Genomic DNA, 22,245 nt, shown 5'->3' with positions numbered 1-22,245 from the left:
ATTTACAGATTTTTAAACTACAGAAGTGATGGCAACCACAAGGTAATCGCAGGCATATAAGTCACCAGCATAAGCACGACAACCATCGCCAAATAGAAAGGCAACATGTGCCGAGCCGTGGTTTCTATTTTAACCTTACCTATTCCACACCCGACCATCAGTGAAGTGCCAACCGGTGGAGTACACACGCCAATACCTAAATTGAGCAGCATGATGATGCCAAAATGAATCGGGTCGACACCTATGGTTTTAGCTATGGGTAAAAGAATGGGGGTCAGGATAAGAATCAGCACCCCCATGTCCATTAACATCCCCAAAACCAGCAGCAGTATGTTGATGGCTAACAGCACCACATAAGGGTTATCGGATAGCCCCAAGATAAAATCAGCCAGTAAACTTGGTACGCTGAGGAACGACAACAAATAACCAAATGCAGAAGAAGTCATGATAATCGCGATCACCATCGACAGTGTTTTCATGGTGTCGCTCATGATTTTCTTCATTTGAGTACGGTTGACGCTTTTGTACACCAGTACTGTGACTAACAACGCATACGCCACCGCAACTGCCGCAGACTCTGTTGCGGTAAAGATGCCTAACACTATCCCACCGATAATAATAACGATGGTAAATAACCCAATTGAAGCTTCGCTGGTAATCGCTATCCCTTCTTTAAGCGAATACTTTTTTCCTTGCGGGTGACCATGACGTATCGCCAATAATCCACACAGAATCATCAAGGAAACACTCAGTAATATGCCTGGCACATAACCTGCGACAAACAGCTGGCTAATCGGTAACCCACCAGCGGCCAACGCGTAGTAAATCATATTCTGGCTTGGCGGAATCAATACCCCCTGCACAGAAGATGTCACAGTAACCGCTACCGAGTATTCCGCTGGGTATCCACTGCGCTTCATGGCTGGAATCAAAAACGACCCAATCGATGCCACATCTGCCACTGAAGAGCCCGAAATGCCACCAAAGAACGTACTGGCGACCACATTACCCTGTGCCATCCCGCCTCTAAATCGACCTACTAGCACTTCTGAAAAACGCACCAATCGGTCAGAAATCCCGCCTTCCGTCATTATGCTGCCGACGAGAATAAAAAATGGCACCGCAAGAAACGTAAAGCTGAACATGCCGTTGACCATTCGTTGCGCCACAAGCAACAGTGGAAGGTCCAACTGCCAAGCGGTAAGCACTGAAGATATGCCTAGCGCAAAAGCAATAGGCACTCTTAGTAGCATTAAGGTTAAAAAACTACCCAGTAGTACCGCAATCCCTACTTGATCCGCACTCATAAAGATCCCTCTTCTTTTTCCCTTACGTCTCCCGTCACAATGTTGGTGATCGCATTAATAAGAGTCAGAATAGCCCCAACAACGGCTGAGTAATAAAGTAGCTGCTTTGGCAAACCGGAAGCAGGAAGTATTTGTGCTCCTGCAATGTTTACCAGCGTTTGCGCATTCATTAGTAGAATGAAAGAGAAGCCAGCAATACAGAAATAGGCAAAGTAATCGAGTGACTTACCAATTGGGATTGGCGCTTTGTCTCGCAAGTAAGTGATGGCAACATGAGAATGCGTTTTCACTCCCACAGCAATAGACAACATTCCGTACCACACCAAAAACAACATAGCGACTTCTTCAGACCAACTGGTTGGTTTATTGAATACATATCGTAAAACAACCTGCATGACCGTTATCACGACAATCAATTCGAGTAGTCGATTAGCCACCCATGCAACAATTTGATTTATTTTCGTTATTAGCAGACTCATCATTTTGGCTCCGAGAGCTTTGTGCTTGCCTTACCCCTACGTTCAATCACAACCCTATGTTTCAACGTAACCCTACGGTTTAAGGCAAGCACTCCGCACTATTTCACTGCCTTAATTTTGCTAACAAGAGGTAACAGTTTCGGAAATTCTTCATACACTGGCTGAACCGCTTCTTGGAAAGGTGTATTGTCGATAACCGTGACTTTCACACCCGCTGCAACCACTTTCTTTTTTGCATCAATGTTGGCGCGAATCATCAGGTCTCGCTCAAAAATCGCCGCTTCCTTCGCTGCTCTAGAGATAGCTTCGCGCTGATTTTGAGGAAGGGAGTCATATTTCGCTTTATTCATGATCAGTATAGCGGGTGGGCTCAAATGGCCATCTTCTACATAGTTTGGCGCAACTTCATAGTGACCAGATGTTAGATAGCTAACGTAGTCGTTCTCAGCACCATCGATCACACCTGTTTGTAAGCTAGAAAACACTTCACCGTAGTTCATGGGTGTCGCTACGCCGCCAACAAGGTTGACCATGCTGATCGAAATAGGTGATTTCTGAACTCGGATCTTTAGCCCTTTCATGTCTTCGATAGAGTTTACAGGGTTGTCTTTCGTGGTATAAAAACTGCGGGTTCCCGCTTCCATGTATTCGAAACCGATCAAGCCGTATTTCGCCATATCGGCACGAACTTCATCACCTACTTCACTATCTAAAACACGGTATTTGTGTTTCACATTTTTAAAGATATAAGGAAGCGTAAACACACCGATACTCGGAGACACGTTCGCCAGAGTCACACTGTTTACGCGAGTTAAGTCGATAATCCCAGCTTGAGTTTGCTCAATGGTTTCAGCCTCTTGCCCTAACTGAGCACCCGAGAACACTTTGACTTTTATCTCTCCGTTTGAATATGTGGATGCAAGCTCGGCAAACTTATGCATCGCCACGGTAACGGGGTTGGATTCCGGCTGGTTTTCTGCCAAGCGTAACGTTGTTGCCATCGATAAGCTCGGCATCAGTATTGCTGCAACTGTGCAACTAATTAAACCTTTCGTTAGTGTCCATTTCATGTCCTATACTCCTTGTTTACTCGGCTATTCCTAAGCCAAATATTGGGTTATTGAGCGGGATACGCTTTCGCCATGCCGCCTGTTCCTTTATTCATTTCACGGTGTCGCTTAATCGCCTATTTGTGGCTCTCTTTTATCGTGTGACTGATCGAGTGCTTACCTAAATACGCAGCCATTAAAAATGGACCACCAGGGGTTAAAGACCATTCAAGAAACTCTGCTCTATCCCCTACTCTAGGCAATGTGTTTGAATGTGATAGCAATTGGAGCGGGTTGTGCCGTGTGATTTGGAGCAGTTCAGACATCGTAAGATCACACCACTTCATTGTGTCACGTAGCATTTTGTCCATTCGTGCTGATGAACCCGCAAAGTAAGGTGAACCAGGAATGCGAACCACTCCATCGGAACAAAGCTCAATCTCAGCTTCTCCCAACCAGTAACGCCCCGGTTGCTGCGATAATCCTCCAGCTGCTGTCGCATCCGTTGTTAAAACAGCACGTGGTAACGTTTTTGCGCGCAACCACGTCTTAAGCATTTCGGGTTTCACATGAAGCCCATCGGCAATGAAACTGGCATAGAGACCATCATGAGCCAATTGCGCCATCAGTGGGTTATCCACCTTATGCAGTTGATGCGCCAAACCGTTTCCTAAATGCGTCGAAAGAATCGCGCCTGCGTTTACTGCTTCACTTATTTTTTCTGAGCTTGCATTGGTATGCCCTAACGCTACGGTAATCCCTTCCGATTTGAGAAATGAAATCAGATCAATCACGCCGTCAATTTCAGGAGCAACCGTCATGAGCTTGATTGGCTTCGAAGACAACGACTGCATTTTTTTAACAATGGCAACAGAACCCGGAATCATCGCTTTTTTCGGATGTGCTCCAACAAAACCCTCTTTTGGAGACAAAAATGGTCCTTCAATGTGATAGCCCATAACCATTTCTTTGCCCAAAGCACTTTGCTTTACGGCGTCGTCTAACTCTTGAAGGAGGCGGTAGAGTTTGCTTTCTTCGGCCGAAATTAATGTTGGTAAGCAGCGGGTCACGCCACATTCCAGCATTGCCGACAAAGCGCTATCCAACTTCTCGGCTGTTACACCATAAGAATTAAAATCAAGCCCATTGAACCCGTTGATTTGAATATCCACTAGCCCCGGAGTAACAACGGATTCCTGCTTATTCATATCAAGACAAAATGCCGGCACTTCGTTTGTGATCCGAGAGATGATGCCTAATTCATTGATGTGATATCGCATCAAAGGCCGATCATCACCTGAATAGACCAGCAGGCTTTTCAAACTAGCGCTACTCATCTCGACCTCTTAGGTTCAGTAAGCTTGCGGCGTCATTGTCCAAAAATACGGATGTAGAAGGGTGCTTTTGCAACACAGACGCCGGATGAAGAACGGATAGTTCTCCTTCTAAGCAGTTTCGAACAGCTTGCGCTTTCCTCTTCGATGGCACGGTACAAATAATGTGTTCACTTTTCAGAATCTGCTGAATAGACATAGATATCGCGTGGGTAGGAACCTCTTCCAATGAAGCAAACCATCCTTCGCCTAACTGCTGTTCTCGACATGCTTCATCTAATTCAACTTGGATGTACGGCGTGGTCACCTCAAAGTCAGCGGGTGGATCATTAAACGCTAAGTGACCGTTTTCACCAATTCCAACAAACGCAACGTCGATACTTACTGCGACCATCTTCTCGTTGAGCTTTGTTAATTCTTCATGAAGGGGAGACGCATCTCCACTGACATAAGTGATGGAATGAAGACCTAGCAGTTTATCGGCAACTCGCTCTCTCAGATAACGTCTAAAGCTAGCCGGGTGTTCATCACTCAAGCCCACATATTCGTCGAGATGGAAAATGGATACCTTTGACCAATCAATTCCTGCGTCAACGATCAAATTAGAAAGCATTGAAAACTGGCTGGTGCCCGTAGCCAAAATCACGTTAGCATGCCCTTTCTTTTCAATAGCTTGTTGAACGAGCTGCGCTCCGTGCTGGGCAGCTGCTGCCCCCATAGATGCTTCGTCTAACCATCTAGATAATTCCATTATTTCTTACTCCACAAATCTGGTTATGTGCGAATCACATGTTCATTCTTTAAACACAAATCTGTCATTAATTACACTTGCTGTAAATAACTATTTTTTACACAATGTGTAATTATATAAGTGAGCTTTTAGAAAAAGCGGATAGGCGCTACTTTCAACTATTTGTTTTTTATTGGATAAAAGACAAGGTCCTAGCCAGATTCACGTCGTTGCCAATCCCATAATTGAATGGCAAAAATTTGAAGGAAATCACCATTTATGCCGTCTGCATCAACCTCAAAAACGTCGACTAACCTCTCTTTTTGTGAACGTCTCGCGACATCATTGGAACAACTCGATTCGCAATTGAGCCAACTTTCTGACAAACGGAAAAACCAGCTATTACGTGCCATTTTTAGCCAGCCAGCACCTACTAGAAAAAGCTTAAGCCAAGAATACAGATTGCGCCCCGCGACGGTGACTGAACTGGTTGGGGAGCTTATTGAACTGGGTTTGGTTATCGAAGATCGAACCATTAATCCATCGAAGCCAGGGCGACCTGAAGTGTTTTTACGCGTTCAGCCTAACGCGCTGTCGGGTATTGTCATTACCATCGATTCACTGACCATTTATGCGCATCTTATTAACTTGAAGGGCGAAGTTGTTGGTTCGTCTTCAAAAACGCTTAACGACCACGAGCTTTCAAACCAACAAATATTGAATCAGTTTGAAACACTGGCAAATACCTTAATCCAGTCGTCTCCAGAGTCCCACATTGTGGGCATCACCTGTTCATTACCGGGCTTAGTGGATGAAGATAAGGTGAGTTGGGTCTACGCCAATCGTTGGCCTGAAGTAACCAACCTATCTTTCGAACCTCTTTCTAACAACACCAAACTGCCCGTTAAAATAGCTAAAAACCTCAACAACGAATTACGAGCTCGTTTACTTCGCCACCCAGAAAACAAGAAAGATTCAGTGCTGAATATTCATTGGGGTTACGGGATCGGAACATCCTATGCGTTGCGCGGACAAGTACTTCATACCCCCATAGGTGGTTTTGGCGAACTGGGGCAAACGTCCATTTTTATAGGAGAGAAACTGGTCACGGTGGAATCGGTTGCCTCTCTTCGCGCAATTGAAGGGGAGCTGGAAGCACACATTCAAAATGTTCCAGCCAACGAAGCAGGGTTCGAGGAGATGTTCAATGATAAAGAGATCACCGATTTACCCGTGATAAACCAAGCAATAGAGCTAATGAGCGCCACACTAATGAATGCGTTTTTGGTTCTGTTTCCTCAACAGATCGTGATTACCGGTCCTTTTGCGCAAAGCCCAGAAATATTCAAACGTTTAGAGCAACGTTTTGCCGAAAAACTACCCAAATTTGTATCAAGGGAGGTTTCGCTGCATGTCGGTCAGCGCGCCAAAGCGGATGAACTATTTGGCGCGCTTTCGCCGCTATTTCAAACTGAAATACTCACGCGATTAAAAAGCCGTTAGACATTGCTCGACTCTAACATCCGCTTGATGCCGAGCTCTAGCCCACGGAATTCAGCGAGCCCTTTTAAGCGACCTATGCACGAGTAGCCAGGGTTAGTCGATTTGTTCAAATCGTCTATCATCTGGTGCCCGTGATCTGGGCGCATAGGAATGGAACGGTTATTGCCATTTCCTCGCCTTCGGGACTCTTCTTTCAAAAGTGCCAACACTACCGAATACATATCCACGTCCCCCTCCAAATGGGCAGCTTCATGGAAACTTTGCGGGTTAGATTCTCTCTGAGTCGAACGCAGGTGCGTGAAAAATACCCGGTTGTGAAAGGCGTTAATCATACTCACCAAATCATTGTCTGCTCGAACACCGTAGGAACCTGTACAAAAGGTAAAGCCATTATTTTCACTTGGAACAGATTCCGCCAGCCAAGTCATATCTTCAATGGTTGATACAATTCTTGGGAGCCCCAAAATGGGTCGCGGAGGATCGTCGGGGTGAATCGCCATTTTGATATTATGCTGTTCGCATATTGACATGAGTGCATCAAGGAATAGTTTAAGGTTAGAACGAAGAGCCTCCTTGTCGATTCCATCGTAACGGGAAAGGTGAGCGCGAAACTCATCCAGTGTATACCCTTCTTCTGCCCCCGGAAGTCCAGCTATGATGTTTGCCGTTAGCTTATCAATATCGTCTTGATGCATTTGAGAAAACACGTCACGAGCAGCTGCTTGTTCAGCTTCACTGTACTGCTGAGCGGCTCCCTCTCGTTTCAGAATGTGCAGCTCAAATACAGAAAACAGTGTGTGGTCAAACCGCAACGCCTTTGAGCCATCAGGCAGCTCATATCCCAAGTCTGTCCGTGTCCAATCCAGAACTGGCATAAAGTTGTAGCACACGGTATCAATGCCACATATTGCGAGGTTTTCTAGGGTTTTCTTATAGTTTTCAACCCATTGTTTCCATTCATCTGTTCGGAGTTTTATGTCTTCATGCACGGGCACACTTTCTACAACCGACCACGTTAACCCAGCGCTTTCTATTTGATTTTTTCTGATCTTGATCTCTTCAACGCTCCATACCTCTCCATTAGGGATATGGTGTAATGCAGTGACGATTCCTGTCGCACCTGCTTGCCTAATATCTTGTAAAGACACGGGATCTTCCGGCCCGTACCAGCGCCAAGTCTGTTCCATAACTCACTCCATTTGAATGATCGCTTGATTGAAAATAATTAATAACATAACCTGTTATTAATTATTTTGTAAATACCACTGGTGAAAATATGAGCTCTGAAATCGTCAAAAGCGTACCGACAAAGGTTGTTCATTTAGGGTTTGGGGCGTTCTATCGTGCACACCAAGCGGTTTATTCTCACGAGGCAATGGATGCTAAAGATCCGTGGGGGACGTGTGTGGTAAGCCTATTTAGCGGACAGCCAATGATATCGGCTCTAACGGAGCAAAATTATCAATACTCTGTCATTGCTAAGGGGGACGGCGGTGCGAATATCACTAAAATTCAATCCATTAGCAACGCTCTGCATCCTACGATTCATGGCAAAGACGCGATCTTGGATACGATGGCGTCAATCGATACCCACATCATCTCGCTCACCATTACTGAAAAAGGGTATTGCATAAACCCTCAATCTAGGCAATTAGATACAAGTGACCCTCTCATTCTGCATGACTTAGCCAAGCCCAGTTCCCCACGTTCGGCAATTGGTTACATTGTGGAATCTTTGAGAAGGCGATTTGAACGAAATTTAGAAGGGGTAACGGTACTTTCTTGCGACAATATCCCAAATAATGGAGAAGCCGTTCAAAACGCGGTGACGCAATTTGCCGAGTTGGTTTCCCCCGAACTCGCGCTTTGGATAGACCGAGAAGTCACTTTTCCATCATCAATGGTTGATCGAATTACGCCAGCCGTCACCAACGAAACCCAACAAGAAATCGATCGTATCGTGGGAGAATACGACCCCTGCGGCATCATCACCGAACCTTTTAGCCAGTGGGTGATAGAAGATAACTTCCGTTATGGCAAACCAAACTGGGAAATGGCGGGTGCTCAATTTGTTGAGGATGTCACGCCCTACGAAGACATGAAATTGAGAATGCTCAATGGGGCGCATTCTTTCATTGCCTATTTGGGTTACTTAGCAGGTTACAAAACGGTGGCGGAGACGATTCAAAACAAAGACTTCGAGATAGCGGTTCGACGGCTCATGACATCGCAAGCGCAAACGTTACAAATGCCTCAACATGAATTGGAAGTGTATAAAGAGTCGCTTATCGAGCGTTTTCGCAATACTCAACTGAAACATAAAACCTGGCAAATCGCGATGGATGGTAGCCAGAAATTGCCGCAACGGATCCTTGCTCCTTTCACACTTCGCTTGCAAGCCGATCAAAACTGTGACGATTACTATTTGGCGATCGCAGCTTGGATACGATACGTAAGCGGAGTGGACGACAGTGGAGAAAGATTTGAAGTTAAGGATCCAAAATCAGCACAGTTCGATACTATTCACAAAAGCGCCCAACCTAACATTCTGGTCGAACAATTTGTTCAGATGGAGGACGTGTTCGGCGCTCAATTAATCCACAACGATACCGCCGTTGCAGGGATCAGGAATGCGTATGAATCCATCGCACAACATGGTGCGAAAAACACGCTGAAAAGGTTCAACGTGTCCTAACTAATCGCTAGGTCTGGCAATACAAGTGACTGCCACATAACATTATCACCAACAAGCTTAGGGTCTTTTCTTACACAGTTCACACTTTATAAATATTGATTCTGTGTAAAGGATTGCATTAGTGACTATTTATGCCAATTTAATGCGAAATTAACATTCTCAAAATTACGCTGCTTCCAAGTTTCATATAAGGCTCAACTTTCCCCAAAAACGTCATTGCTGAGCCGTTAACCTAACTCGGAAGAACAATGAAAAAGTTGCTAGTTACTACGGTTTTATTAGGTCTCACTGCCTGTGGCGGAGGGTCCGGCTCAGAAACAACCACCAATCCAGTGACACCAACCCCCGCGCCCACTCAACCAACAGAGCCTGCTAATGGGTCGGGTATCTCAGCCAAGTGGAAAGTGTTTGCCACCATCTCTCTGCCAAATGGCGATTATGTTTCAGCACGTTCGGATCAGCAAACAACGAAAATACACCAAGAGCTGCCTCTTATTCCCGCTCCTAATGGCTACGAATTGTTAAATCAAACCACGGCTTTAGCGCAGTTCGCTCAGTGGACGATTACCAACCCAGACAATTCAGTAGTAACGAGTGACGCCAAAAGAACGGTATTACTTCAGCTAAGAGAGGAAGGAACTTATCAAATAGAAATGTGCGTTTCTGAAACCAGCACGATTGTGAGAGCGTATCCTTTTTGCGCCAATTTTGACTTGATCGTCGCTACGCCAAAGTCTCATCCAAAACTCATGTCTAATGGCACGCAATTGAATGTGAGTGCATCTGATCTGGTTTCAGGTACGAACGCCGTTTTTGATGTCGTCACTTTAGACAGTTCTGATCGTGGACTGGCTACTGTGAATACTGAACGCACAACGTTAACCTACGAAACGTTGGATGAATACGCCTATCTTTCATCAAGTGAACGAGAAGAAGTTCGTTTGAATGTACAGGCTAGCAGCGACAGCGAACGTTGGTCTGGTGTTATTGATGTAGTTATTAACGGCACCAACTCGACACCAGAATGCACAGTGCAAACCAGCACGATCACCATTCCAGAATCTGCCCTCGACAGTGAAACGTTCACAAAAGTCCCTGCAGGTCATTGTTTTACTGTTGGATCAAACTCGCTCTCAGCCAATTCTGACTGGCAAGGCTCCATTCATAACAACACTACCGATACCCTTCTCGGTATCTTCCGTTATGCGGGTGTGGATTCAACAGACAACGTTCTTCATATGAAAACCACATCACCAGGGAAGATAACCCTATCTAAGAAGCTGTATGGTGGTGATATCGATGGCAACAAAGAATGGAACATTGAAATCATCGATAACGAGAACGTTGCACTGCCCGAAATAAAGGATTGGAAAACGCATCAAACTCTCTCTATCAATGAACGTCACCAATTATCCGTTCAAGCGGAAGGTGAAGCGCAAAATTGGATTTACCATTGGCGCGTCTCGGATGTGTCATTTGGTGAGAAGCAAATCATCCACGTTGCAACCAAATCACCCGATTTAAATTTGGGCGCGTTCTCAAACAGCAAAAACGTGAAAGTCGAACTAGTCACCGACAACCGACATTATTTGAAGAGTCAATCCGCCAGTTTCGGTCGCGATTCACTCGTCATTGCTGGAATGAAAGGGTCGCACAAAAAATATAAGCAGTACACGCTGATACGAGGAGATGAGCCAACACCGCCAGCGGTCATCGTTAAGGTCAACGGTCAAGACTACAAAGCTGGTTTACACAGGTTGCGATTGGATAGAAGTGAGAAGTTAACGATTGACGGAAGTGCCTCTGTATACAATGAGAATGACGCATTCCTCAAATTTCATCACATTAAGAACTTCGGTTCTAATAGTACGGTAAATTGGGTAAGCGATCAGGCAACTCACACATACAACAACACTCTAGACGTAATGACACATCATTTTTGCATTACCGGAAAGTTCCCATGGACAAGTTCGGAGAATTCTTGTGTGAAACTGCATATTCTGAGCAAGTAATTTTTCATACACTCAATCTCTCTTTTATCCCCAATCCGTCGATAAGTGGTGCGGGGATATTTGATTCAAGCACTGGTCCGAACTTTTAGCTCACTGTCGATTACACAGCTTTTCAATGGTTCCTTACCTAAAATCATGTACGCTGCCAGTCGCCCTTTCTCTCTTTGAGCCTGATGGATCGTCGTTAGTCCTGCTGTTTCAGCCTGCGGAATATCATCAAACCCAGACACTCTCACATCGTTAGGTACTGACAACCCAGCATCCTGACACGCCTGTATCGTGCCTAATGCAATCACATCGCTCATGCACAAAATAACATCTGGCTTGCTTATTTTAAGCGCCTGCTTTGCGGCTTGATAAGCATCGCCAAACGAATTGTCTGGTACGTTCCAAATGTGTTTGTCTTGCAGAAAATGTCCTGTCTTAGCTTTGATCACATTCTGCATTCCTTGTAGGCGTCGATTAGACACAGACATATTGGAATCCAACAAATCACTGGTCTGAATGGGTTCAACCTTGGGCGAAGCCGTCAGCCTTAACCCCAAAATGCAGACTTGCTTAAAGGGTTGCCCAAGTGTGTGATTCGAGATGAGAGAAGCCGCCCCCTCGTCATCGGTATTGATGTGGCAAACACCATCAATATCCACATCGACTGAAACCATAGGTTTGTGTTGGCGAATCAGCCTTGCCAACATTTCATCGTCTTTTGGTGGACCATAGACAATAAAGCCGTCGGCATACGCATCGAAAGAACGACTCTCAGCGAACCCGACTCGGCTAGGAAGTAAGAGAATGTTGATGTTCTCTTCGTCAAACACTTCGGAAACACCCGTTAAGAACTGCGTTGCGATGGGATCGCTAAAGTTATATTGAAGGCGCTCTGCGAGCGACACACCAATAATGCCAGACTTCCCAATTTTCAAGCTACGGGCCGCAGCATTAGGACCGTAAAACCCCATTTTTTCACATTCAGACAAAATGTGCGCCCGAAGCTTTTCTGAGAGTTGGTTGGGTCGGTTAAAGGCATTAGAAATGGTCGCGGTCGATACACCAAGAGCGAGTGATACGTCTTTTAATGTCAGCTTTTTCGCGTTCATAATAACCTTTAACTTCCTTATATTGACTTGAAAGATCCAAAGCAGAAAGCGCCCCCATTACCCGATGGGTCGCTTCCCCTTTAAGTGCCACTTTTGCATGTGGACCACATAGATTATCAGTTTACTTCCGTAATGTTTGTCCTTTTTCTGAGTCAAACAAATGGATTGCGCTAAGATCGAGATACCCAATGAAATGGCTGTTTTCTGAAGAAAAATCATCATCAGCAGGAACTTCTAAAGACAATGGTTGGTCGCCAATTTCAGCGCGGATCAACATGCTCGCTCCCAAGAGTTCGTAATCCACCAGCTTGCATTGTACTGTGGCATAGTTGGTGTGCCCTACAAATTCCGGTTTCAAGTGAATGTCGGTTGGGCGAAGCCCCAAGGTCACTTTGCTGCCGTTGGTTGGGCGTTCAAAATCCTCTGGAACAGGAACACTTTCCCCGTTCAAAGGAAGCACTGCCGTCTCGTTTTCTTGCTGAACAATGGTATCGATCATGTTCATACTTGGATTCCCGATAAAGCCTGCGACAAACTTGTTCACGGGGCGGTTAAAGACTTCTTTGGGTGAGCCAATTTGAGCAATAATCCCTTTTTCCATGATGACGATTCTGTCTGCCAGCGTCATTGCTTCTACTTGATCGTGGGTGACGTAAATCGTTGTGGTTTCAAGTTCCTTGTGCAGCCCTTTAATTTCTGCACGCATTTGCCCCCTCAACTTGGCGTCTAAGTTCGACAATGGTTCATCAAACAAAAACAACTTGGGTGTTCGAACCATGGCTCGCCCCATCGCTACACGCTGGCGTTGACCGCCAGATAGCGCTTTTGGTTTTCGTTCGAGTAATGGCGTCAGCTCCAACAAGTCCGCAGCCCATTCAACACGCTTGTCGATGGCGTCTTTCGACATTTTCTTCAGCTGTAATGAAAACGCGATATTGTCGTACACAGACATATGGGGATAGAGGGCATAGCTTTGGAATACCATAGCGAGATCGCGATCTTTCGGGTCTACGTCGTTAATGCAGACATCATCAAGATAAATCTCTCCACTGCTGATGTCTTCTAGCCCTGCCACCATTCTTAATGTGGTCGATTTACCACAGCCTGAAGACCCAAGCAGTACAACAAATTCACCATCTCTGATCTCTAGGTCAAATCCTTTAACAACCTGAGTGCCGCTGTAGTCTTTTTTGACATTTTTAAATGTTACCGATGCCATTTATTTTTCCTCATTCCCAGAAGCTGCTAACTCACCCAGCTTTGCAATTAAGCCACCAGCCGAAGGCACGCTTAACTGATCATTCAAAAGCGTATGCGTTAAACCGATGTCTTCAACAGAAGCGATATCAATCCCTTTTTCGCTTAAGTTTTCGATAACCACCTCGTTACCAGTTAGGTTCAAAACGACGAGTAAGCGGGTGCCATTTTCAAATCGTTCAAAACTGATCAGATCCGCGTGCAGTTGATGCCACTTAAACTGACCCGTTTTTAGTGTTGGCTGTGTTTTTCGCCACGCAATGAAACGTTGCACAAATCGCAAGACCGAGCTTTCTTTCTGTTGCTGCAGTTCTGGATTTAATGCCAAATGTGCTGTTTCTATCGGCAGCCACGTTTCAGCATTCTGGCTAAACCCGCCATCGCTATTCCAAACCATCGGGGTTCGGCAGCCATCTCGCCCCTTGAAATCAGGCCAAAATTCAATGCCAAACGGGTCTTGAAGATCATCAAACCCTACCGTCGCTTCAGGTAAGCCCAGCTCCTCACCTTGATAGATGCAAGCGCTGCCTCTTAAACTGAGTAAAAACACTAAGCTGGCTTTGGCTAATGCTTCTCGGTCCAGCACGTTGCCTTGTTTATCCGTGCCCCAGCGAGAAACGCTGCGAACGACATCGTGATTGCTCAATGCGAAGCAAGGCCACCCCGACCCTAGGTTTTCTTCAACGCGTTCAAGCGTATCCTTTATATACGACGAAGTATGATCTTCACCCAATAATTCGAACGTGTAAGCGGAGTGCAATTTGTCGCCATTAGACGTGTAAGACGCCATCACTTTTAACCCTTCAGGTGCGCCAATTTCACCGACGGTAAAGCGATCAGGGTACTCATCCAAAACCGCTCGCAGTTTCTTCAAAAATTCTAGATTTTCAGGCTGCGTCAGTTGGTGACAGTGATATTGATAGCTGAATGGGTTTTTCTTATCTGTCCCCACAAACTGCTCTTCCGGTTTTCTCACGGGTGGATTGTCTCTGAGCTGTTGGTCGTGGAAAAACATATTCACCACATCCAACCGGAATCCATCCACCCCTAAATCCATCCAGAACTTTGCTGTATCTAAGGTGGCTTGCTGAACCTCTGGGTTATGGAAGTTCAGATCCGGCTGCGAGGTTAAAAAGTTGTGCTGGTAGTACTGCTGACGACGGCTATCCCACTGCCATGCCGAGCCCCCAAAAATACTGAGCCAGTTATTCGGTGGTGTGCCGTCTTCTTTTGCATCAGCCCATACATACCAATCAGCTTTGGGGTTGGTTTTGTCTTGTCGGCTTTCTTTAAACCAAGCATGTTGATCGCTGCTGTGGCTGTATACTTGGTCCACAATCACTTTAAGCCCCAGCTTATGCGCTTCATCCAACAACGTTTTAAAATGCTCTAACGTGCCAAACATCGGATCTATCTCGACGTAGTTGGCAATGTCATAACCAAAATCATCCATGGGCGAGGCAAAAATAGGCGATAGCCAAATCGCATCTACCCCTAGGCTCGCAATGTAGGGCAACTTGCTGGTTATCCCATTTAAGTCGCCAATACCATCACCGTTGCTGTCCATGTAACTGCGTGGATAGATCTGATAGATCACCGCTCCGCGCCACCATTCTATGTTTGAGTTTTCCATGATTATCCTCCCTTAACCGAACCGGACAGCAATCCGCGAACAAAATATCGTTGTAACGATAAAAATACGACAAGCGGTACGATGATCGTTATGAACGCACCACTCGTTAAAATTTCCCAGTTATCCCCACGCGATCCCAGCAGTTCACGAAGTTGCGCCGTGAGCACAATTTTGTCGCCACTGTTTCCTAGGTACACCATGGCCACCAGCAAATCATTCCACACCCATAAGAATTGGAAAATAGCGAACGATGCCAGTGCGGGTAATGAAAGCGGCAGCACCACCTTGATAAAGGTTTGAAAATGATTGGCTCCGTCCATGCGCGACGATTCCATGATTTCTTTTGGCAAACCCGCCATATAATTCCGCAGCAGATAAATCGCCAGCGGTAGCCCAAACCCTGTATGGGCTAGCCAAACACCGGGATACGATTTGGTCGCCACGTCGAAAAAGCTTCCGACCTCGTTGTACAACCTAAGCACCGGTATCAACGACATTTGTAATGGCACAACCAATAAGCCAACAATGATGGCCAACATGATGCTTTTACCTCTAAAATCCATCCACGCTAATCCGTAGGCAGCAAATGCCGCGATCATAATGGGAATAAACGTGGCCGGTATCGTCACCGTAAGTGAGTTAACAAAAGCTTGTCCTACCCCTTCCGAAGCCAATACCTCTATGTAGTTTTCAAAGGTAAATCGAGGTGGAATATTTGCCACATGGAAAATCCGTTTGCCTCTTTTATGCGTAAACGGTGCATCGGATTCCCAGCGATATTCACCATTTTCCATCACCGTTAATACACTGCCGTTTTTCAACTCAACAGCCTCACCGGGTAGATGTTTATCGATTTCTTTCGCCCGTTCACCCCAGCTGTCTACCGTTCTTCCTGAATTTTCTTCAAACAAGTTACCTGCAATGACATATTGGTCACCATCGCGGATGGCACTCCCTTTCTTCCCAGTTCTGACCACTTCATTTCGCTCTGTGGTGACCATGGCGGTCCACCAACCACTGATCGCAAGCTGGTCTTTGTCGCGCACTGAGCTCACCAACAATCCCAACGTTGGTAAGGTCCACGCCAGCACGAAGAACAAGATCAGGCCATGTTTAAAAAGCGTACCTGCAGACAGCTTTTTTCTGTTTCTTTCCATCACTCTTCCCTTGCCTTCTTAATGTTCCACAACATAACGGGAATGACCGCTACCATAAGAACAACGGCTATTGCACTTCCTTTGCCGAAATCCCCTCCCCCTCTGAACATCCAATCGAACATGAGGTTGGCCATCACTTCGGTATCCCACTGACCGTTGGTCATGGTAAGAACGATGTCAAAGACCTTGAGAACAAGAATGGTAATGGTGGTCCACACGACCAAGATGGTCGGTATAATTTGAGGCACCAGAATTTTGACAAAAATTTGAAAATCGTTCGCACCATCGAGTTTTGCTGCTTCGAGTACTTCCTCAGACACGCCTCTCATTGCCGCACCTAACAGCACCATGGCGAATCCAGTTTGAATCCAGATTAGAATGACCATGAGCAAAATGTTGTTCCAAAATGGCAAGGCGATCCATGCTTGAGGTTCTCCCCCTAACGCCACGACGATGGCATTCAATAGCCCAATTTGGTCGCTGTCGGCGCCTCGGTAGTCGTATACAAATCGCCAAATGACGCTGGCACCAACAAATGAAATAGCCATAGGTAAGAAAATTAATGTCTTGGCTACCTGCCCCCACCATATTCGGTCGGAAAGGTAGGCAATCACCAAGCCAAAAAACGTGCTTAGCGTAGGCACTAATATCAACCAAAGCAGATTGTTTAAGATGGCTTGAGAGAATTCTTCATCCCCGAATGCCCAGCTGTAATTACTCAACCCGACGAAGTCCGTTGCCGTGCGGTCATACATAGACAAACGCAGGGTTTCCACAACGGGATAAACGAGAAATATAAGCAGCAATAGCAAAGCAGGGCCGACAAAAATAAAGGGTTGCAGCTTAAGCCTAAGCTGATCCTTTTTTCGCTTTTCCTCACCTTGTAAGTGCTTACTGGATAAAGCTTTCTCTAAGCCAAAATACGCCGTGTAGTAAAAAGCAATCGATGCTATTACCGCAACAAGCATGGCAAACAGAGAATCTAGGAGTTGATCGATCAAAATCGTTCTCCATAACGTAGAAATTGAATGGTTAGGGCGAAGCTCATTGCTACGCCCTTATTGGCAGTTAGTGACACTTGGTCGCTAACCTAGGTCTGTTGACCTAATGGCTCTATTGGAATAATCGCTTTACTTGATGTCATCCCAGCTTTTCTGAATCGACTTAGTGACTTTCTCAGCGGACTCTCCACCTACGTAGTCCACCATGCCCGTCCAGAATGAACCTGCACCCACAGCACCCGGCATTAAGTCAGAACCATCAAATCGGAAAGTGGTCGCATTAAGTAGTATTGCACCTTGCTTTCTCTGCGCGTCGTTTTCATACGTCGCGATATTGACGCCTTTGTGTGCCGACAGGAATCCACCCTGTGCCATCCAAAGTTCATTCGCCAATGGGGTTAACAAGTAATCCATCACAGCGCGTGTCGCCGCAGAATCTTTTGTTACCGCATAAGCCACACCGGCACCTAAAACAGGGTTACCCAAGTCTTTGGATTCATAAGAAGGGAAATAAAAGAAATCGGCATCTTCACCTATAACTGTCCCTTTAGGGAAAAATGCTGGGATGAAGCTTGCTTGGTGATGCATAAAGCATTTGGCTGGCACAGTGAACAAGCCTTTAGGGCTGTCGCGGAAATCTGTTGTGCCGACAGAAGCGCTTCCACCAGCCACGTATTTGTCGTTCAGTGCAAAAGCACCAAACTTCTCAATGGCATCAATAATTCGTGGATCGCTAAATTTAATGCTGTTGTTTACCCAACCGTCGTACACTTCCGGTTTTTGGGTTCTTAACAGTAGATCTTCCACCCAATCGGTCGCTGGCCAACCTGTTGCACCACCAGATCCAAGTCCAATACACCAAGGAGTATTGCCGTCTTTTGCCATTTGTTCCGTTAACGCTAACAATTCTTCCATTGAATTGGGTGTCTCATATCCTGCATCTTCAAAGTTATCTGGGGAGTACCAAACCAAAGACTTAATGTCGGTTTTATAGAAGATCCCATAAAACTCTTCTTTTCCTTCCTTATTTTTATAGGTACCCAGATCAACCCAAGAATTACCTGCAGCGTAATTTTCTTTAACATAGTTTGAATACTTATCACCTAACGGCACCAGCAAATTTTTAGACGCCAAGTCCGCTGCCAACCCCGGTTGAGGGAACGCGGCAATATTCGGCGGGCTACCTGCTTGAGTATCAATCACGATTTGTTGTTCAAAGCCATCCGAGCCTGAATATTGAACTTCCACGCCCGTCGCTTTTTCAAAATAGGCGAGCACATTACGTATTTTGGTGTCTTCCGGAGCCAAAAAAGGTCCCGCCATCGTTACCGTTTTCCCTTTTAGATTAAGCCCTTCAAAAGCTTTGAGATTATCCCAAGAGAAATACCCTTCTCCTTCTGGAAAAAGTAGATCTTGCGACCATACACTTGTAGACAATGATGCCGCGACTGCGGTAGCGAGTAACTGGACTTGGTAGCGTTTCATTTAAAGTTCCCTCTTAACGTGTTTTCAGCGTGGTTGATGTCTAGAAAGCCAGCTCATTACCTAAAAGGGAAAAATTAGAAGGCGAGGTTAGAAGCTTTTTTCTTAACATTTAATTAACCTTAAACGTTTAAGTTAATTTAAAGCGTGATTTTGATCGAATTTTGAACACTTATTTGAGTCTCAATTTCGATACACTTGACGTACGGTAGACTCACTATAGTTAAAAAATGTGAGGTTGCTGACTTGCTATCTGAACGGAAATTGCGCATCATTTGTATAGTCAATAAAGGACGAAAGCAGTCATGACAGGCGCTCCGCTATATATACAAATCAAACGCTACATTCAGGAAAAAATTGATTCAGGTGATTGGCCTGTAGGTCACAGAATCGCGACTGAACTCGAACTCACAGAGCAATTTGAAGTGAGCCGAATGACAGTAAACAAAGCCATTCGAGACTTGGTGTCTGAAGGTAAACTCAAACGCACACCTCGTTTGGGCACGTTTGTATGTGCTCTAGAAGAGAAAGCCGAATCCCCCCTGCTCGATATTCGAAATATTGCTGAGGAAGTGTCTTCTCGCGGGAAGCAATATCACAGCCAAGTGCTGACTCAGAAAGCACTTAAAGCAGACGACATAATTGCCACAAAGTTAGGCGTTATGTTAGGTAGCGACGTTTTTTACAGTGAAATTATCCACTTTGAAGACAAAACACCCATTCAGCTTGAAGTGCGTTGGGTGAACGCTGTCTATGCCCCTAACTACCTTAAGCAGGATTTTTCAACCATCACGCCAAATCAATATCTATCCGACAACTGCCCACTGAGTGCAATTGAACACACGGTAGAAGCGATTAACCCCGAAGTAACCATAAGGGACGCGCTGGAACTGAAAAACTATGAGCCATGTTTATTGTTGAATAGAAGAACGTGGAGCGGAGATAAGCTAGTCAGCTCTGCACAGCTTTATCACCCCGGCACTCGCTATAAATTAAGCTCTAAAATCGATATTTAGCCGCACAGTTACCTATCCCAATCTACGCCCTTGATGTGCTCAGACATTTCGGTTTGAGCACATCAAATTCACTCCCATGATCACACTTTTCTAACATCTCTCTTGCTCCGTTTTCTTAATTCATCTATTTATTTGTATATACATTTAAATTCAAAAGATGAAATCATGCTTCGGAAACTCATTAACGCGAGATTGGTCACCATGGTGGCTGGCACACAGGGTTACACCGTTTCCCCCTCGACGTCAGTGCTGATCAGAGATGGAAAAATCGATGCCATTGGCGATTCATTCTCAGCGAAAGTGCCTGAATCCGACACGATCGATTGTCAAAATAAATTAGTGACACCAGGTCTTATCGACTGCCATACCCACTTGGTATATGCAGGTAATCGAGCGAACGAATTCGAAATGCGTTTAACGGGTGTGCCTTACGAAGAAATCGCCAAACAAGGGGGAGGCATTCTTTCAACTGTGAAAGCCACCCGTGCAGCAAGCATTGAAGAGTTAGTTGAGCTTTCCCGCCCAAGAATGGAAGCGTTGCTCAATTCCGGTGTAACCGCGATTGAAATTAAGTCTGGCTATGGTCTTACACTCGAAGACGAATTAAAGATGTTGCGTGCCGCTAAGTTATTGGGCGAGCAATACGACGTACATGTAGAAACCACATTACTCGCCGCCCATGCTGTCCCTCCTGAATACCGTGACAATCCCGATGCGTACATCGACTTGGTTTGTAACCAGATTATTCCGGCAGCGGCAACTGAAGGGTTGGCATCAGCGGTGGATGTTTTTTGTGAGTCCATTGGTTTTAGCCTAGCGCAAACTGAGCGTGTTTTTGAAAGTGCCAAAAAGCACGGACTTAAAGTCAAAGGGCACACCGAGCAGCTATGTAACTTAGGTGGCAGCGCGTTGGCGGCGCAGCATGGCGCACTTTCGGTAGACCACATAGAGTATCTAGATGAAGCCGGAGTAAAAGCAGTAGCAAGCGCCGGATGTGTCGCTACTTTGCTGCCCGGCGCGTTTTATTTCCTGCGTGAAACTCAGAAACCACCTATTGATTTACTGCGACAACACCAAGTCCCTATGGCAGTTTCAACCGATATAAACCCTGGCACTTCCCCTTTTGCCAGCTTAACACTCATGATGAATATGGCCTGCACCTTATTCAATTTAACGCCGGAGGAAACGTTAAGAGGTGTCACTGTTAACGCTGCTCAAGCGTTAGGTTTACAAGATCGAAAAGGCAAAATACAAGTCGGTTTTGATGCAGATTTCGCTGTATGGAACATCGAACACCCAGCCGACCTGAGCTATCAAGTTGGTATCCAGCACTTACATGCTCGTATCGTCAACGGAGAATGGATTCATGTCTAAACAAAGATTTGAGTGGCAAGGTCGAAACGACATAGAAGACGGCGAGCTCGGTCATCGGGTTCATCATGTCATCCGCCATGGCACACCAAATAATGCAAATTTAGGCGACGTCACCATCTTAGGTTTCGCGTGTGACGCTGGTGTAGCAAGAAATAAAGGTCGAACCGGAGCACAAGCGGCACCAAACAAAATTCGGGAAGCGCTGGCCAATATGGCTTGGCACGAAACCACCCAGTTATTTGATGGTGGAACGGTTGTTTGCGAAGGCGATCAATTAGAGCAGAGCCAACATGCATTGGCAGACGTACTTTCCTCCACGCTTAAGCACACCCCAGCAGTTACCTTGGGTGGTGGGCATGAAATAGCTTGGGCTTCCTTCTTAGGGTTGGCTAAATTTCTAATCAAAGAACAGAAACAAAAAGAACAACCTGATCCCAGCGGAGACGTCTCCCCTCCCCGAGTCGGCATAATCAATTTCGATGCTCACTTTGACCTGAGAGTATTCGATTCTAACGGTTTGGATTTCAATAGCTCTGAACTGAGCGGCTCTGAATTAACGACCGCGAAAGAAAGCATCCAACCCAGCTCAGGAACGCCATTTAATCAAATCCACCAATACTGCCAAAAACAAGGCTGGGCATTTAACTATGCCTGTCTAGGAGTGAGTGCAGCAAGTAACACTAAAGCCCTATTTAAGCGCGCGGACGATTTGGGGGTTTGGTATGTCGAAGACACGCAAATGCGCGCGGGTACGCTAGCCAAGCAGTTGACTCAGTTACAACGATTTATCGACCAAAACGATGTGATTTATCTGACCATCGATTTGGATGTTTTCCCTGCTGCCACTGCTCCAGGAGTCAGTGCACCAGCAGCCAAAGGGGTGAGTATGGACATCTTCTCGCCCTATTTTTCATTAATTTTGAATAACTATAAAAAACTAAAAATTGCAGACATTGCGGAATACAACCCGAGATTTGATATCGACGGTCAAACCGCAAGGCTTGCCGCTCGGCTGTGTTGGGATATCGCGGCATCGATGTCGCGTAACCAATCCTAACGGCTTTGCCAATGCCCTATAAGTCGCTGAAAGTGACAAAGGCTCGCAGCAGTCTGCCCAAT

General features: G+C 45.7%; 18 protein-coding genes. 6 read left to right on the top strand and 12 right to left on the bottom strand.

Annotated features, from left to right (window positions below; genetic code table 11):
* Positions 1-17: 17 nt before the first annotated feature.
* From Q8W40_RS04235 to Q8W40_RS04215, 5 genes are all read right to left on the bottom strand, one after another.
* Positions 18-1,307 (bottom strand): TRAP transporter large permease, encoded by a 1,290-nt coding sequence (locus Q8W40_RS04235; RefSeq protein WP_305396020.1) that lies wholly within the window; start codon positions 1,305-1,307, stop codon positions 18-20.
* Positions 1,304-1,789: a TRAP transporter small permease gene (locus Q8W40_RS04230; RefSeq protein WP_305396019.1), complete on the bottom strand. Its 486-nt coding sequence runs from the start codon at positions 1,787-1,789 to the stop codon at positions 1,304-1,306. The genes Q8W40_RS04235 and Q8W40_RS04230 overlap by 4 nt, the downstream gene beginning before the upstream one ends.
* Positions 1,790-1,884: 95 nt before the next feature.
* On the bottom strand, positions 1,885-2,856 hold the full coding sequence (locus tag Q8W40_RS04225) for a TRAP transporter substrate-binding protein (protein ID WP_305396018.1): 972 nt from the start codon (positions 2,854-2,856) through the stop codon (positions 1,885-1,887).
* 116 nt (positions 2,857-2,972) lie between these two features.
* A complete protein-coding gene (locus Q8W40_RS04220; protein WP_305396017.1) occupies positions 2,973-4,172 on the bottom strand; it encodes an N-acetylglucosamine-6-phosphate deacetylase in 1,200 nt (399 codons plus the stop codon).
* Positions 4,165-4,920 carry a glucosamine-6-phosphate deaminase gene (locus Q8W40_RS04215; protein ID WP_305396016.1) on the bottom strand — a complete coding sequence of 252 codons (756 nt, stop codon included), beginning with the start codon at positions 4,918-4,920 and terminating at the stop codon, positions 4,165-4,167. The genes Q8W40_RS04220 and Q8W40_RS04215 overlap by 8 nt, the downstream gene beginning before the upstream one ends.
* A gap of 258 nt (positions 4,921-5,178) precedes the next feature.
* Between Q8W40_RS04215 and Q8W40_RS04210 the strand changes: the two genes are divergently transcribed.
* Positions 5,179-6,402 (top strand): ROK family transcriptional regulator, encoded by a 1,224-nt coding sequence (locus Q8W40_RS04210; protein WP_305396015.1) that lies wholly within the window; start codon positions 5,179-5,181, stop codon positions 6,400-6,402.
* Here Q8W40_RS04210 and uxuA read toward each other — a convergent pair.
* Positions 6,399-7,589, bottom strand: a complete 1,191-nt coding sequence (gene uxuA / locus Q8W40_RS04205; RefSeq protein ID WP_305396014.1) for a mannonate dehydratase — start codon at positions 7,587-7,589, stop codon at positions 6,399-6,401. The two genes, Q8W40_RS04210 and uxuA, sit on opposite strands and share 4 nt — an antisense overlap.
* Before the next feature lie 89 nt (positions 7,590-7,678).
* Between uxuA and Q8W40_RS04200 the strand changes: the two genes are divergently transcribed.
* Together Q8W40_RS04200 and Q8W40_RS04195 are read left to right on the top strand one after the other, a co-directional pair.
* A complete protein-coding gene (locus Q8W40_RS04200) occupies positions 7,679-9,097 on the top strand; it encodes a mannitol dehydrogenase family protein (RefSeq protein WP_305396013.1) in 1,419 nt (472 codons plus the stop codon).
* Positions 9,098-9,345: 248 nt separating this feature from the next.
* Positions 9,346-11,109 (top strand): hypothetical protein, encoded by a 1,764-nt coding sequence (locus tag Q8W40_RS04195; RefSeq protein WP_305396012.1) that lies wholly within the window; start codon positions 9,346-9,348, stop codon positions 11,107-11,109.
* Between the two features lie 65 nt (positions 11,110-11,174).
* Here the strand turns inward: Q8W40_RS04195 and Q8W40_RS04190 are convergent, their stop codons facing one another.
* The 6 genes from Q8W40_RS04190 to Q8W40_RS04165 all read right to left on the bottom strand — a co-directional run bounded on the left by Q8W40_RS04190 (position 11,175) and on the right by Q8W40_RS04165 (position 18,739).
* On the bottom strand, positions 11,175-12,206 hold the full coding sequence (locus Q8W40_RS04190; RefSeq protein ID WP_305396011.1) for a LacI family DNA-binding transcriptional regulator: 1,032 nt from the start codon (positions 12,204-12,206) through the stop codon (positions 11,175-11,177).
* Positions 12,207-12,327: 121 nt separating this feature from the next.
* Entirely contained in the window at positions 12,328-13,425 is a 1,098-nt protein-coding gene (locus Q8W40_RS04185; RefSeq protein ID WP_305396010.1) for an ABC transporter ATP-binding protein, read from the bottom strand.
* Positions 13,426-15,096, bottom strand: coding sequence for an alpha-amylase family glycosyl hydrolase (locus Q8W40_RS04180; protein ID WP_305396009.1), 1,671 nt, complete (start codon positions 15,094-15,096; stop codon positions 13,426-13,428).
* A 2-nt stretch (positions 15,097-15,098) separates the two neighbouring features.
* On the bottom strand, positions 15,099-16,253 hold the full coding sequence (locus Q8W40_RS04175) for a carbohydrate ABC transporter permease (RefSeq protein ID WP_305396008.1): 1,155 nt from the start codon (positions 16,251-16,253) through the stop codon (positions 15,099-15,101).
* A complete protein-coding gene (locus tag Q8W40_RS04170; protein ID WP_101111316.1) occupies positions 16,253-17,254 on the bottom strand; it encodes a carbohydrate ABC transporter permease in 1,002 nt (333 codons plus the stop codon). The genes Q8W40_RS04175 and Q8W40_RS04170 overlap by 1 nt, the downstream gene beginning before the upstream one ends.
* Before the next feature lie 129 nt (positions 17,255-17,383).
* Positions 17,384-18,739, bottom strand: coding sequence for an ABC transporter substrate-binding protein (locus Q8W40_RS04165; protein WP_305396007.1), 1,356 nt, complete (start codon positions 18,737-18,739; stop codon positions 17,384-17,386).
* Positions 18,740-19,041: 302 nt separating this feature from the next.
* Here Q8W40_RS04165 and hutC point away from each other — a divergent pair, with 302 nt between their 5' ends.
* The 3 genes from hutC (at position 19,042) to hutG (ending at position 22,183) form a co-directional block, all read left to right on the top strand.
* The gene (gene hutC, locus Q8W40_RS04160; protein WP_305396006.1) at positions 19,042-19,752 is read left to right on the top strand and encodes a histidine utilization repressor; all 711 of its coding nucleotides are present in this window, start codon (positions 19,042-19,044) and stop codon (positions 19,750-19,752) included.
* A gap of 165 nt (positions 19,753-19,917) precedes the next feature.
* The gene (gene hutI / locus Q8W40_RS04155) at positions 19,918-21,126 is read left to right on the top strand and encodes an imidazolonepropionase (RefSeq protein ID WP_305396005.1); all 1,209 of its coding nucleotides are present in this window, start codon (positions 19,918-19,920) and stop codon (positions 21,124-21,126) included.
* On the top strand, positions 21,119-22,183 hold the full coding sequence (gene hutG / locus Q8W40_RS04150) for a formimidoylglutamase (protein WP_305396004.1): 1,065 nt from the start codon (positions 21,119-21,121) through the stop codon (positions 22,181-22,183). Before hutI ends, hutG begins: the two co-directional genes overlap by 8 nt.
* Positions 22,184-22,245: the final 62 nt, after the last annotated feature.

The sequence above is a fragment of the Vibrio penaeicida genome, assembly GCF_030689305.1.
In the GTDB taxonomy this organism is placed as follows: domain Bacteria; phylum Pseudomonadota; class Gammaproteobacteria; order Enterobacterales; family Vibrionaceae; genus Vibrio; species Vibrio penaeicida_B.
The sequence above is the reverse complement of the archived record's forward strand: the minus strand, read 5'-3'. Positions and strand labels throughout refer to the sequence as shown.